The sequence below is a fragment of the Mesorhizobium tianshanense genome, from assembly GCF_007830515.1.
In the GTDB taxonomy this organism is placed as follows: Bacteria; Pseudomonadota; Alphaproteobacteria; order Rhizobiales; family Rhizobiaceae; genus Mesorhizobium; species Mesorhizobium tianshanense.
Window position 1 is genome coordinate 47,867 of sequence record NZ_VLKT01000009.1, and the last position, 12,069, is coordinate 59,935.

Annotated in this window: 12 protein-coding genes; 6 read left to right on the forward strand and 6 right to left on the reverse strand. The window is 63.9% G+C overall.

What is annotated here, in order from left to right; translation table 11 throughout:
* Nucleotides 1–48 precede the first annotated feature (48 nt).
* A complete protein-coding gene (locus IQ26_RS08940; protein WP_145715986.1) occupies nucleotides 49–1,818 on the reverse strand; it encodes an acyl-CoA dehydrogenase family protein in 1,770 nt (589 codons plus the stop codon).
* A 209-nt stretch (nucleotides 1,819–2,027) separates the two neighbouring features.
* Between IQ26_RS08940 and IQ26_RS08945 the strand changes: the two genes are divergently transcribed.
* The 4 genes from IQ26_RS08945 (at nucleotide 2,028) to IQ26_RS08960 (ending at nucleotide 4,841) form a co-directional block, all read left to right on the forward strand.
* A complete protein-coding gene (locus IQ26_RS08945) occupies nucleotides 2,028–2,240 on the forward strand; it encodes a hypothetical protein (RefSeq protein ID WP_145715988.1) in 213 nt (70 codons plus the stop codon).
* Nucleotides 2,241–2,418: 178 nt separating this feature from the next.
* Nucleotides 2,419–2,856, forward strand: a complete 438-nt coding sequence (gene parS / locus IQ26_RS08950) for a type II RES/Xre toxin-antitoxin system antitoxin (RefSeq protein WP_145715990.1) — start codon at nucleotides 2,419–2,421, stop codon at nucleotides 2,854–2,856.
* Complete coding sequence (locus tag IQ26_RS08955; protein WP_145715992.1) at nucleotides 2,856–3,317, forward strand: RES family NAD+ phosphorylase; 462 nt, start codon at nucleotides 2,856–2,858, stop codon at nucleotides 3,315–3,317. The genes parS and IQ26_RS08955 overlap by 1 nt, the downstream gene beginning before the upstream one ends.
* A gap of 423 nt (nucleotides 3,318–3,740) precedes the next feature.
* Nucleotides 3,741–4,841, forward strand: coding sequence for a glycoside hydrolase family 25 protein (locus IQ26_RS08960; protein ID WP_162457906.1), 1,101 nt, complete (start codon nucleotides 3,741–3,743; stop codon nucleotides 4,839–4,841).
* 23 nt (nucleotides 4,842–4,864) lie between these two features.
* On the opposite strand, the gene purD is transcribed toward IQ26_RS08960, so the two are convergent.
* Nucleotides 4,865–6,142 (reverse strand): phosphoribosylamine--glycine ligase, encoded by a 1,278-nt coding sequence (purD, locus tag IQ26_RS08965; protein ID WP_145715996.1) that lies wholly within the window; start codon nucleotides 6,140–6,142, stop codon nucleotides 4,865–4,867.
* Between the two features lie 244 nt (nucleotides 6,143–6,386).
* Nucleotides 6,387–6,902: a hypothetical protein gene (locus tag IQ26_RS08970; protein WP_240547038.1), complete on the reverse strand. Its 516-nt coding sequence runs from the start codon at nucleotides 6,900–6,902 to the stop codon at nucleotides 6,387–6,389.
* A 258-nt stretch (nucleotides 6,903–7,160) separates the two neighbouring features.
* Here IQ26_RS08970 and ubiA point away from each other — a divergent pair, with 258 nt between their 5' ends.
* A complete protein-coding gene (ubiA, locus tag IQ26_RS08975; protein ID WP_145715998.1) occupies nucleotides 7,161–8,144 on the forward strand; it encodes a 4-hydroxybenzoate octaprenyltransferase in 984 nt (327 codons plus the stop codon).
* A 48-nt stretch (nucleotides 8,145–8,192) separates the two neighbouring features.
* Here ubiA and IQ26_RS08980 read toward each other — a convergent pair whose 3' ends face one another.
* The 3 genes from IQ26_RS08980 to IQ26_RS08990 form a co-directional block, all read right to left on the reverse strand.
* Nucleotides 8,193–8,759: a DUF6101 family protein gene (locus IQ26_RS08980; protein ID WP_145716000.1), complete on the reverse strand. Its 567-nt coding sequence runs from the start codon at nucleotides 8,757–8,759 to the stop codon at nucleotides 8,193–8,195.
* A gap of 182 nt (nucleotides 8,760–8,941) precedes the next feature.
* Complete coding sequence (locus IQ26_RS08985; RefSeq protein ID WP_145716002.1) at nucleotides 8,942–10,372, reverse strand: FAD-binding oxidoreductase; 1,431 nt, start codon at nucleotides 10,370–10,372, stop codon at nucleotides 8,942–8,944.
* A 9-nt stretch (nucleotides 10,373–10,381) separates the two neighbouring features.
* A complete protein-coding gene (locus tag IQ26_RS08990) occupies nucleotides 10,382–11,371 on the reverse strand; it encodes an L-threonylcarbamoyladenylate synthase (protein ID WP_145716004.1) in 990 nt (329 codons plus the stop codon).
* A gap of 177 nt (nucleotides 11,372–11,548) precedes the next feature.
* Here IQ26_RS08990 and IQ26_RS08995 point away from each other — a divergent pair, with 177 nt between their 5' ends.
* Nucleotides 11,549–12,019: a hypothetical protein gene (locus IQ26_RS08995; protein ID WP_145716006.1), complete on the forward strand. Its 471-nt coding sequence runs from the start codon at nucleotides 11,549–11,551 to the stop codon at nucleotides 12,017–12,019.
* Nucleotides 12,020–12,069: the final 50 nt, after the last annotated feature.

Consider the following 12,069-nt stretch of genomic DNA (forward strand, 5'->3'; position numbering starts at 1 on the left):
TCCTTTGTGAACGTCAGGCCTTTGTGAAACGCCAAGCTCTGTGAAACGTCAGGCAGAAATCAGCGTCTTTCCGGCGGCGGCAAGGCTTTCGGCGCCGCCGATGACGCGCTCCTTCAGCGCGCCCGCTTCGCCAAGCAGGTTTTCGGCGAAGAAGCGGCAAAGCGCGATGCGATCCTGGTCGGCAAGTGCGCCGCGCGCCAGATAGGCGCCGCCCGCCGCAAGCGAGATCAGCCTCAGATACGGCGTCGCGCCGGCCAGCGCCTCGTCCGAGCGCCCGTCGGCAAGCAACCCTTGCAGGAAGCGCGTCGCCTGGCCGAGGTCGTCGAGCGCCCGGTCGAGACCATCGGCGGTGCGGCCGAACCCCCCAAGATTCGAGGTCCGCACTTGGTTGGCGATCGCTTTCAATTCGGCGATGTAGCCATGCACGTGCTCGCCGCCGGCAAGCGGCAGCTTGCGCGCCACCAGATCGATCGCCTGGATGCCGTTGGTGCCTTCGTAGATCGGCGCGATGCGCGCGTCGCGATAGAGCGCTGCAGCACCCGTCTCCTCGATGAAGCCCATGCCGCCATGCACCTGCAGACCGAGCGAAGCGACCTCGACGCCGACATCGGTGGAGAAGGCCTTGGCCAGCGGCGTCAGCAGATTGGCACGCTCCTGCCAGTGGGTAGCTTCACCGCCGTCCGAGACCCGCGCGACGTCGATGGCATGCGCACAGGAATAGCTGATGGCGCGCGCAATCTGGGTCAGCGCTTTCATGGTCAGGAGATTGCGCTGCACGTCCGGGTGATGGACGATCGGCGCCATGCCGTCGCCGTCATAACTCGCAGCCTTGCCTTGCCGGCGGTCATTGGCGTAGGCGATCGCCTTCTGCGTGGCTGTTTCGGCGACCGCCACGCCCTGCATGCCGACGGCGAGCCGGGCGTTGTTCATCATGGTGAACATGCAGGCGAGGCCCTTGTTTTCCTCGCCGATCAGCCAGCCGATCGCGCCAGGCACCATCCCTTCGAAACCATCGCCATAGATCATGGTGCAGGTCGGCGAGGCGTGGATGCCTAATTTGTGCTCCAGCCCGGAGCAGAACACGTCGTTGCGTGCGCCCAGCGCGCCATCGTCGCCGACCAGGAATTTCGGCACCAGGAACAGCGAAAGGCCCCGCGTGCCGGCCGGCGCGTCCGGCAGCCGCGCCAGCACCAGATGGATGATGTTGTCGGTGAAATCGTGCTCGCCATAGGTGATGAAGATTTTTTGCCCGAAGATGCGGTAGGTGCCGTCGCCGGTCGGCTCGGCACGGGCGCGCAAGGCAGCGAGGTCCGAGCCCGCCTGCGGCTCGGTCAGGTTCATCGTGCCCATCCATTCGCCGGAGACGAGCTTTTCCAGGTATTTGGCCTTCAGCGCCGGCGAGGCGTGCTTGTCGAGTGCTTCGACCGCGCCCATGGTCAGCGTCGGGCCGATGCCGAAGGCCATGGCGGCGGAGTTCCACATTTCGAGCGCTGCCACACCCAGCATGGTCGGCAGCGCCTGGCCGCCAAATTCCTGCGGTGCGGACAGCGCGTTCCAGCCGCCGTCGACCCAGCGGCGATAAAGTTCCTTCCAACCGGGCGGCGTGGTGACGGCAGCGCCGTTCAGCACCGCGCCTTGTTCATCGCCGATCTTGTAGAGCGGCGCGACCTCCTCTGTGGCGAAGCGGCCGGCTTCCGCCAGAATGGCGTCGACGAGGTCTTCGCCAAGCTCGCCAAAAATGCCGGCGTCGAGCGCCGGCTTCAGGCCGGCCACATGCTTCAGCGTGAAGGCGATTTCCTCGACTGGTGCCCGATACATGCCGCTCGCTCCTCCTCTGTCCGGCAGGTCAACTTAAGGTCCGTGGCGACACAAAACCATCCGCTTTTGGGTCGCCTCTCTCACCTTCTTTTTACGTAAACGTCAAATTTTGTCACGCAGATTTTGCAATTGCTGCGGCGCACGCTAAACTTGGCAAAAAGCCGCACCGTTCGACCGGCGACGGACGAAGATACCGGACACGACCGCCCATGCTCGCCAGATCTGACGCCTATCGCTGCATCGAATGCGGCCTGCCTTACCGAGCGGCAGGTTTTTCCTACCATCGGGGCAAGATCGAGGACGGCGCCGCCTATTGGTCGGATCGCGGCATTCTGTGTTCGCCCCAATGCTCGCTGGCCCATCACTGCAAACGCCAGGCCGAGGGAACGCTGCCGCAAACGCCGGCACCCGACCCGTTCTAAATCCAGCCGCTCTACCGCCAGTGACCGCCGGTCAGCGGTCATGCTGGTTGTGAAAAAGGTCTCATGTTTGAAATCTAGACCGCTGGGCGTTCCTTGATCACTCGACATCGAACGTTGCAAAGCGGCAAGATGCCGCCTATATCTACGGCAGATTGCCGAAGTATGCAAGGAGTCCGTCATGTCTACTACCATTGTCGAAGAGGTTGCCCGCAAGCTCGGCGGCCAGACGGTTCTTGGGGCCATTGTTCGGTCGCAGGCCGATCTGGCGCTCGCCGTACGTAACCGCCTGCCGCTGGCGACGCTCAAGGGGCTGACCCTTGCGGGGCTGAGTGATCAGGAGATCGAGAAATTCGTGATCCCCCAGCGGACCCGCCGGCACCGCGCCGATAAGCACCAGCCGCTGACGATCGATGAGTCCGATCGGGCCGTCCGACTCCTCCGGGTCCAGTCGCTGGCGGAAGATACCTTTGGCGACAAGGACAAGGCCAATCGCTGGTTACGCCGGCCTCTCACCGAACTTGGCGGCGAGACGCCTCTGGCGGTTGCCCAGACCGAGGCGGGCGCCCGCGTCATCGAAACCATTCTCGGCAAGATCGCCTGGGGCGCCGCCGCCTGATGCTGCTGTGGCGTCTGTCAGGCAGGCAGCACGCCTGGGCGCTTGACGGCGGCTATGGCCTGCATTTTGACGGCAGATGGAACTCGCTGGGACATGCGGTCACCTATTGCGCGACCTCTCCCTCGCTCTGTGTCCTGGAAAAACTCGTTCACATCGAGGATCCGGCCCTGCTTCCTGAACTTGTGATGGTCACTTACGATGTTCCGGATGCACTCGGCGTCGAGACCGTCGGTCTTGATGAACTTCCGCCGGACTGGCGCCGTCACGAGGCATGGACACAGCAACGAGGGGATGCCTGGCATCAGGCGCGCTCGACGCCATTGCTCCGGGTGCCGTCAGCAATTGTGCCGATCGTCCGTTCGCCTGATCTGAACATGGTCGTGAATCATAATCATTCCGCTGCAAGTGAGGTGAAGATCATTGCCGCCGACCCATTCGTCCTCGATCCGCGGCTATTCTAGGATGAGAACGCAATTAGGAATGGCCGAGTTAGGGTGGCTAGCCACCGTTGAGCTGTTCATCCCGACGCTCGACCGCTTACGTCGGAAAGGCCGCGCTTCAGAGCCGCCCGCTATCGTTGTTCCTGTCTATGGCAACAGCGTTGAAGCTATTTGACCGACAATCACGCTCGTCGCTTTGCCCTCAAACTTTGGGGGTGCGGTAATGATAGCTTCGCCAGCGCCCACTCAGCCTCGTCAGGACTCGAAGCATTTCCTTAACCATGGCGGTTCAGGATCGGGCTTTGGCCAGCAAGGATCTGCCGTTTGAAAACGCCGGCGCACCCTCTTCGCCGCTTCAAGTCTTTGTTTGTGCATGTCGTTATCCCAAAGCCGCTACGCGCTTTGGGCCGGCCTGCACTGGCGCTTCTCGCCATAATCGCCGCGATGGCGCTGGCGCAGGCGGCAAAAGCCTCCGACTTCTCCCGCCCGTGGAAGGATGCCGACCGGGCGCTGGTGATCGACGCCTACGAATACAATTCCATCGATTGGGCTAAGCTTACAACCGACAAGCGCATCGTCGGCTTCATCAACAAGGCGTCCGACGGGATGCCGCCAGCCTATTTCTGTTTCGGCAACGAAACCGAGACGAGGCTCTGCAAGGCGCTGTGGAAGCGCCATGCGGTGGCACAGGAACTGTTCCAGACGCGCAAGGTGGTGGCCAAGGCGCTCGGCCTGAAATGGGGCGCCTATCATCTCGCCCGCCCCGGCAACCCCGTGGGGCAGGCCAATAATTTCATCGATTTCGCGAAACCTGGGCCAGATGACCTGCTTGCTCTCGACATCGAGGACGACGACCCCACGCAATGGATGTCGCTCGAGGATGCCGAGGAATTCGTTCGCCATGTGCATCGGCGGCTTGGCCGCTTTCCGGTGCTCTACACCAACGGCAAGACCGCCAGGCACATCGCCGACAACAAGTACAAATACACGCTCCTGTCACGGCTGCCGCTCTGGTATGCGCGCTACAAGCCCGACATCGGCGTGCATTTTCCGATGGGCAACTGGCAAGGCTACGCGCTGTGGCAGTTTTCGGCGAAAGCCAATTGCGGCCGGTTCCGCTGCCCCTACCGGGTCGCGGGCACGCCGAACGATATCGACGTCAATGTCGCGCCGATGGATGCCGCCACACTGCGCGCGCAATGGCCGTTCGGCGGCCTGATCGACGTTCAGCCGGACTACCTCGCCTCGATTCCGGTGCCCCTGTCGCGCGAGGCCGGGCTAGCCGGCGACACCATCACCTACGCCACCGTGGCGACACCGCCGTCCTTCGGAGAAATGGTCGCCGTGTTCAGCGCACGCTGGGCCAAATTCCGCGATAGCTTTCAAATGCCTGCTGTGAAGGCGGCGCCACGCACTCCGCGCGGAATTGCCGAATATGTGGCCTCGACGCGGAAGGAAAATCGCTCCGCATCAGCCCTCGAAGCTACGCCCGTCGCCGGCGATCCGGTCAGCACCGCCTCGACCGAGTTCGATCACGGGGGCTGAAATCTGAAAACCCGTTCGAAGGGTCAGCGCGCCTGCTCGCGTGCGACGGCCTGCCAGCCAATGTCGCGGCGGCAGAAGCCTTGCGGCCAATCGATCCGGTCGAGTGCGGCATAGGCCCGTCTCTGCGCCTCGCCGACCGTGCCGCCGACAGCCGTGACGTCGAGCACGCGGCCGCCATTGGCGACCAGCGCACCGCTGTTGATGGCGGTGCTGGCATGAAAGACCTCGACGCCGTCGCGTGCGGCCTCTTCGACGCCGCGGATGACCGAGCCCTTTTCCGGCGTGCCGGGATAGCCCCTGGCCGCCATCACCACGGTGAGTGCCGTCTCGTCACGCCAGCGCACCGAAGTATGCGCAAGCTGGCCATCGGCGGCAGCGTTGAGCAGGACCAAGAGATCGTCCTTCAACCGCATCATCAGCACCTGGCATTCCGGATCACCGAAACGGGTGTTGTATTCGATCAGCTTCGGCCCCTCGTCTGATATCATCAGCCCGGCAAACAGCACGCCGGAAAACGGCGCGCCAAGTTCGGCCATGCCGCGCATGGTCGGCTCGACGATCTCGCGCATGGTGCGGTCGATCATCTCCGGCGTCATCACCGGCGCCGGCGAATAAGCGCCCATACCGCCAGTGTTCGGGCCAATGTCGCCATCACTGAGGCGCTTGTGGTCCTGTGCGGTGCCGAACGGCAGCGCGATGGCGCCGTCGCACAGGCAAAAGAAACTCGCTTCCTCGCCGACGAGAAACTCCTCGACCACCACCTCCGCGCCGGCTTGTCCGAAGGACCCTTCGAAACAGGCATCGAGCGCGGCCAGTGCCTCGGCCAACGTCATGGCGACGGTGACGCCCTTGCCGGCGGCCAGCCCGTCGGCCTTGATCACGATCGGCGCGCCCATCTTCTCGACGTAGGCCTTGGCCGACGCGAGGTCGCCGAAACGGCCATAGGCGGCGGTCGGGATGTCGTATTTCGCGCAAAGGTCCTTGGTGAAACCCTTCGAGCCTTCGAGCCGCGCTGCAGCTTTGGACGGGCCGAAAACGCGAATGTCTGCGGCGCGAAGGTCGTCGGCAATGCCGGCGACCAGTGGCCCTTCCGGCCCGACCACGACGAGATCGATCTTTTTCTCGGTGCAGAACCGGGCCACCGCCGCGTGATCGGCAATGTCGAGCGTCACCAGCTCGGCTTCTTGGCCGATGCCTGGGTTGCCCGGCGCCGCGTAGAGCTTCGTCAGCAGCGGCGAGGCTGCGATCTTCCAGGCCAAGGCATGTTCGCGGCCGCCGGAGCCGATCAACAAAACACGCATGCCCAGATCCCTTGCCATTCCACGATCAGGACTGCGCTATTGCGCCCCGGACGATGGGTCAAGACATTTGGGTGATTTGACACGACTTGCACACGGGAACGTGCGGCATCGATGTTTCCGATGCGCGCAATCCTGCCGGCTGCGATCAGCTCCGGAAGACGACCGGCGCCCTGCGCGGGCTGGTTTTCGCCCCTCAACAGGCCGTCATGAATCAGGAATACCCGTTAAGCGGATACCACTAGCTTCAGCAATTTGTTCGGCGGGCTAAATGTTCATATGTGATTTGCCAAGGGTCGCTCTCGGAAGATCTTTCCTCGCCGATCCAATGGAAGCTGTTGGCAGTGATCTCAGTGAAACGCCATCGAGTTTTCAGACCGCGCGAGTCATCGCCGAGCTGGACAATGTTCTTACCCTCGGCCCGCCCGATCTGGCGCGAGTAATCTCGGTTGAGCGGGTCATTCCATATGATGTGCCAGCCACCGATCCCAGGATCGAAGATGCGCAAAGTCGTGCCATACATCGTCGACGGCGCAGGGCGCTTGGGCCTGATCCAAACGTCCTGAATCGCACAGCCTTCGAGCACCCAGCCAAAATGGCATTCTCCAGTCCATTTCTGGATTGTGCCGTCGTCGAGGTGGCGGACCGTGTCGATTTCCCAGCTTCCGATTAGCCATCCATACAGGTCCATGTCTTTCGCTCGGTCGGCTGGGGGACCTTCGGATCCGAGAGCAGAGAGAAACGGGGAAATCGTCATCGTCATGGTTTCTCCTATGGATAAGCGAGCCGCCGCAAGGCGCCGGAGCATTGCCGCCACAACTTGCAGCGTTGCGGTTTCCAGGGCTTGGGAAAAATTGCTATAATGCCGCCATGGGCGGCTTCCTTGAATTTGTCGATTTGGGGCTTTTCAGCCTTTTGCGCAGGCCCTGCTGGACGAAATTAAATCGAGTGGTTCGAATTTCAAACTGACCCACCACCGACGAGACTTGACGCTTTCCGCCGCTGCTGCCACTCCAGCACAATGGAAACCGTCCAGTCGAAAGCGGCCCAGGGCCGCGTCGCCGATGCGCCGAGCGGCCACTGGGTCTACCGCGCTCTGCCACGCTGGCTATGGCCCTATGCGCAGCTTGCGCGATGGGACCGGCCGATCGGCTGGCAGTTGCTGCTGTGGCCGTGCTGGTGGTCGGCGGCGCTTGCGGCAAGCGCCTATCCTCGCCCCAGCGACCCGCTGCTCTCGCTGCTGCCGGCGCCGTGGTATCTCGTGCTGTTCCTGATCGGCGCCATCGCCACGCGCGGCGCCGGCTGCACCTACAACGATCTGGTCGACCAGGACATCGACAACCAGGTGGAACGCACGCGCTCGCGGCCACTGCCGTCGGGAAAGGTCACACGCCGGCAGGCGTGGGCGTTTCTCGCCATCCAGGCTTTGGTCGGCCTCGCAGTGCTTGTGCAGTTCAACAGCTTCGCCATCCTGCTCGGCATCTGTTCGCTTGTCGTCGTCGCCATCTATCCGTTCATGAAGCGGTATACCAACTGGCCGCAACTGGTTCTCGGCCTTGCCTTTTCCTGGGGTGCGCTGATGGGATGGGCAGTCGAGTTCGGCGATATCGATGGACCCGCCGTCATGCTCTATATCGGGTCGATCCTGTGGGTGATCGGCTATGACACGATCTATGCGCATCAGGACAAGGAAGACGACGCCATCGTCGGCGTGGGCTCGACCGCGCGCCTGTTCGGCGACAACACCAAGGCCTGGCTTGCCGGCCTTTATGGCGGAGCGCTGGTGTGCTTCGCCATCGCCTTTGCATCGGCTCAGGCGCCGATGCCGGCGCTGGCCGGGTTGATCGCCGCCGGCGCCCATATGGCGCGGCAGATAGCAAGGCTGAACATCGACGATCCGGACCAGTGCCTGCGTCTGTTCAGGTCGAACAACCAGGTTGGCTGGCTGATCTTCCTTGGCCTGATCGGCGGCGCTGTGTGGGTGGCGGTGAAGCCGCTGGTGTAGGAGCCTTGTTCCCTTCTCCCCAAGAAGGGAGAAGGAAGAGCTGCAGGACTATTCCCGCGAAATGATCTCCTGGCCGCCGATGACCAGCCTGAGGCCGAGGTCGCCGGCCCTGCGGCGGGCGAGGAAGCGCGGCCGGCGCGTGTTCGAAACACGGCCCTTGCGGCGATCCTGCGCCGGAAGCGTCTTGATGGCGGCGCCAAGCGATTCCTCCAGCGTACGGGCGACACCGTCGGCTTCGATCAGCAGCATCGGCAGACGGTAGGCATCGGCCCAGGCGCGCCAGTCGGCGGCGACATCCTCGAGATCGTCGGCCACCAGCAGCGGCACCGACAGCATCGGATCATTGTGCAGAAGCTCCAGCGTCACCGTGACATTGCCATCCGGATCCTCCATCGCGCGGGCGGCCACACCGCGAAACGCGTTGGCGGGGAGAGCGATGATCGCCGGCACGCCGCTCATCTCCAGCGTGCGGCGAATGACGGCGCCGCGGTGGTCGATGGTGAAGGTAACGTCGCCATAGTCGTCGCGCGTGGCGTAGCTCACCACCTGCGGCAGGCGGAATGGGTCGAGGCGCATGTTGCGGCCGGCCCAGACTGGCTTCAGTCCAGTGTTCATGTAATGCCTTCCTGTTTCTCCTGAGAGCCGGTTTTCCGGTGCTCCGGGCCGGTTTTTCCAGCCTCGTTGTGGGGAAACATTAGCGCGGGCTTCTTACCGCCCCGCTTAAGAAAGTCAGTTAAATTTTGCTGACCTCAGGCGATGGTTATCGGAATACGACCAGGCACAGGACGTCGAAAGGATCAGATAACCTTACCGGGATTCATGATGCCGGCTGGGTCGAAGGCCCTCTTCACCCTGCGCATCAGGTCGATCGCCATTGGCGGCGCCGTCGCGATCAATTCGTCGCGCTTCAGCTGGCCGATGCCGTGCTCGGCCGAGATCGAGCCGTGAAGGCTGCGCACGACGTCGTGCACGGCCTGGTTCATGGCGTGGTAGAGGCCGAGAAACGCGTCGTCGTCGCCGCCGACCGGCCGGGAAATGTTGTAGTGGAGGTTGCCGTCGCCCATGTGACCGAAACAGACCTCGCGCGCACCGGGGCTGACCGACTGCACGGCGCTGGCCGCCTTTTCGATGAATTGCGGGATGGACGCCACCGGCACCGAGATGTCGTGCTTGATCGAGGCACCTTCGGGCTTCTGCGCGTCGGGCAGCACCTCGCGGAAATTCCAGAAGGCGTCGCCCTGGGCGATGCTCGCCGCGATCACCGCGTCACCGACGATCTCCTGCTCGAGGCCGGCTGAAAGCACCTCCTCGATCAGGGCCCTCGCATCCTCCGCCGAGCGGCCCGAGGAGACCTGCATCAGCACATACCATGGCCAATCCCCGGCCAGCGGCCGCACGACGCCTTGCGCGTGGGCGAGCGTGAAGTCGTAGGGCCTCTGGCCGATCAGCTCGAAAGCGGTGAGTGCGGCGCCGGCGCGGTCCATCGCCAGGCTGAACAGAGACAGCGCCGCCTCCGGCGATGACAGGCCCGCAAAGGCCACCTCGCGCCCCTTGGGCTTGGGGAAAAGCTTGAGCACGGCGGCGGTGATGACGCCGAGCGTGCCCTCCGCCCCGACAAACAGGTTCTTCAGATCGTAGCCAGTGTTGTCCTTCTTCAGCTTGCGCAGGTCGTCGAACACCTCGCCGGTCGGCAGCACCACTTCGACGCCGAGGCAGAGCTCACGCGCATTGCCGTAGGCAAGGACGCCAGTGCCGCCGGCATTGGAAGAGAGATTGCCGCCGATCTGGCAGGAGCCCTGGGCGGCAAGCGACAGCGGAAACAACCGGTCGGCGGCATCGGCCGCTTCCTGCAAGGTCTGCAGGATGACGCCGGCCTCGACGGTGGCCGTGTTGGACAGGACGTCGATCTCGCGGATGCGGTTCAGCCGCGACAGCGACAGCACTATCTCGCGACCGGACGTATCAGGCACCTGCGCCCCGACCAGCCCGGTGTTGCCGCTTTGCGGCACGATAGGCGTGCCCGTCTCTGTCGCCAGCCGCATGATGCGGCTGACCTCGTCGACGCTGCCGGGTCTCAGCACCAGAGCCGTCCTGCCATGCCAGCGACCGCGCCTCTCAATGAGGTAAGGCGCGATATCCTGCTGGTCGCGAAGCGCATATTTGTCGCCTACGATGGCCGCGAAGCGGTCGATGAGGGCGGGGTCTGGGCCTGGGGATATGTCGTTCATCAGTGGAAACTACGGTCCTGCATCGATCTTGTCACGCGTGGCGGCCCGGTCACGAGGGGCGGCGGCGCGCGAAAGCCGGTCGTTGATCGCCTCGCCCAGCCCGTCGAACGGGATCGGCTCGACGGCGATTGTTTTGGCGCCGCTGCGATCGAGATCCTGCATGTGGGCGAAGAGATTGGCCGCCGCCTCGCGCAGGTCGCCTGCCTCGGACAGGTTGCGCAAGGCGACAGCGCCTTGCCAGCCTTCGGCACGGCGGGGGCCGAACGCCAGCAAGGCTTCGCCCTTTGCCACTTTTGCGGCGTTGACCCGCACCGCGGCACCCGGCGCATAATGCGAGGCGAGCATGCCCGGAGCCTCGATGCCCGCCGCACCGCGCGACAGCGTCACGCCGGCGGCAGCTTCGATGTCCTCGGCGGCAATGCCGCCCGGCCGCAGCAGCCGCAGCTTTCCGCCCTCGACCTTGACGATCGTCGATTCCAGCCCGACCGACGTTGCGCCGCCATCGACCACCAGCCTGATTTTCGAACCGAGATCGGCCGCCACGGCCTCGGCTGTCGTGGCGCTGATCTTGCCTGAAGAATTGGCGCTGGGCGCGGCAAGCGGGCGGCCGAGCCTGGCGATCAGTTCGCCGCCAAAGCCTTTCGGCATGCGCAGCGCGATCGTATCCAACCCGGCCGTGACCAGAGGATGAATACCGTTGCCAGGCCGTTGCGGCAACACCAGCGTCAGCGGTCCCGGCCAGAATGTCTGCGCCAGTTTTTTCGACAGAGGATCGAACAGCGCGATGCGCTCGGCCATCGCCAGATCGGCGACGTGGGCGATCAGCGGGTTGAAGCGCGGCCGGCCCTTGGCCTCGAAGATGCGCGCCACGCCCGCGCCATTGGTCGCATCGCCGGCCAGCCCGTAGACGGTTTCCGTCGGAATGGCGACGACATCGCCGCTTTCGAGCAGCGCCAGCGCCCGCTCCATCGCCTCGCCGGCGGCAAGTATCTCAGCCACTCTCGTCACCTCACATTTGCCGGGTGCGTAGTACGGTGACGTTCAGAGGGCAAGTCCGGCACGGGGGCAAGTCCGGACGTTGGCGAATGATCGATCGTTAAAATGCCGTCTTTCCCCGCAAGCCCGCATCAATTCCCGAACGGTATGGTGCCAGCCTGTTGGGCAAGGGGAACTGTCATGGTCTGGGTGCGTATCCTGGGAGCGCTTGGTCTCACTCTGGCGGCGGGCGGAGCGCAGGCTTCGTCCTTCGTCGTCCTCGGAGCGTCGACGTCAACGCCGTCCGTCGTCACGCTCAGCCCGCCTGAGCCAGCGAAGGCGGCTGAGAGCACAAAGGCCGGCTCCTCGACGCCATCGATCATCGCGCTCGGCAAACCGGTGCCCGATGTCACTTATGAAAAAGTTGCCGCGATCCCGAGTCAGCCCGGGCCCAAACATGATTTCAGGCAAAGCCCGATGATCATTCGCGGCGGTATCGTCGGCGACGCCTTCGCGAAACCGGCCCCCCTCGCCGCGCCGACTGCGACCACGGCTGCCGCGGCACCAGGGGCGGGCACCAGATCCGACGAAAAGATAACGGCACCGAACAGCTCGTCAGAACCCGCAACGCCGCAACCGGCGCCCATTCCCGACAGCGACCCGGCCGAATAACCGTTCGGCTTGACGCCGGTCCGGCGCCCTGCGCACCATCGTGCCAGGGA

Coding starts and splice junctions, on each gene's coding strand:
- IQ26_RS08940 (WP_145715986.1), bottom strand. CDS start 1,818: ATGTATCGGGCACCAGTCGAGGAAATCGCCTTCACGCTGAAGCATGTG.
- IQ26_RS08945 (WP_145715988.1), top strand. CDS start 2,028: ATGCTCGCCAGATCTGACGCCTATCGCTGCATCGAATGCGGCCTGCCT.
- parS (WP_145715990.1), top strand. CDS start 2,419: ATGTCTACTACCATTGTCGAAGAGGTTGCCCGCAAGCTCGGCGGCCAG.
- IQ26_RS08955 (WP_145715992.1), top strand. CDS start 2,856: ATGCTGCTGTGGCGTCTGTCAGGCAGGCAGCACGCCTGGGCGCTTGAC.
- IQ26_RS08960 (WP_162457906.1), top strand. CDS start 3,741: ATGGCGCTGGCGCAGGCGGCAAAAGCCTCCGACTTCTCCCGCCCGTGG.
- purD (WP_145715996.1), bottom strand. CDS start 6,142: ATGCGTGTTTTGTTGATCGGCTCCGGCGGCCGCGAACATGCCTTGGCC.
- IQ26_RS08970 (WP_240547038.1), bottom strand. CDS start 6,902: ATGACGATGACGATTTCCCCGTTTCTCTCTGCTCTCGGATCCGAAGGT.
- ubiA (WP_145715998.1), top strand. CDS start 7,161: ATGGAAACCGTCCAGTCGAAAGCGGCCCAGGGCCGCGTCGCCGATGCG.
- IQ26_RS08980 (WP_145716000.1), bottom strand. CDS start 8,759: ATGAACACTGGACTGAAGCCAGTCTGGGCCGGCCGCAACATGCGCCTC.
- IQ26_RS08985 (WP_145716002.1), bottom strand. CDS start 10,372: ATGAACGACATATCCCCAGGCCCAGACCCCGCCCTCATCGACCGCTTC.
- IQ26_RS08995 (WP_145716006.1), top strand. CDS start 11,549: ATGGTCTGGGTGCGTATCCTGGGAGCGCTTGGTCTCACTCTGGCGGCG.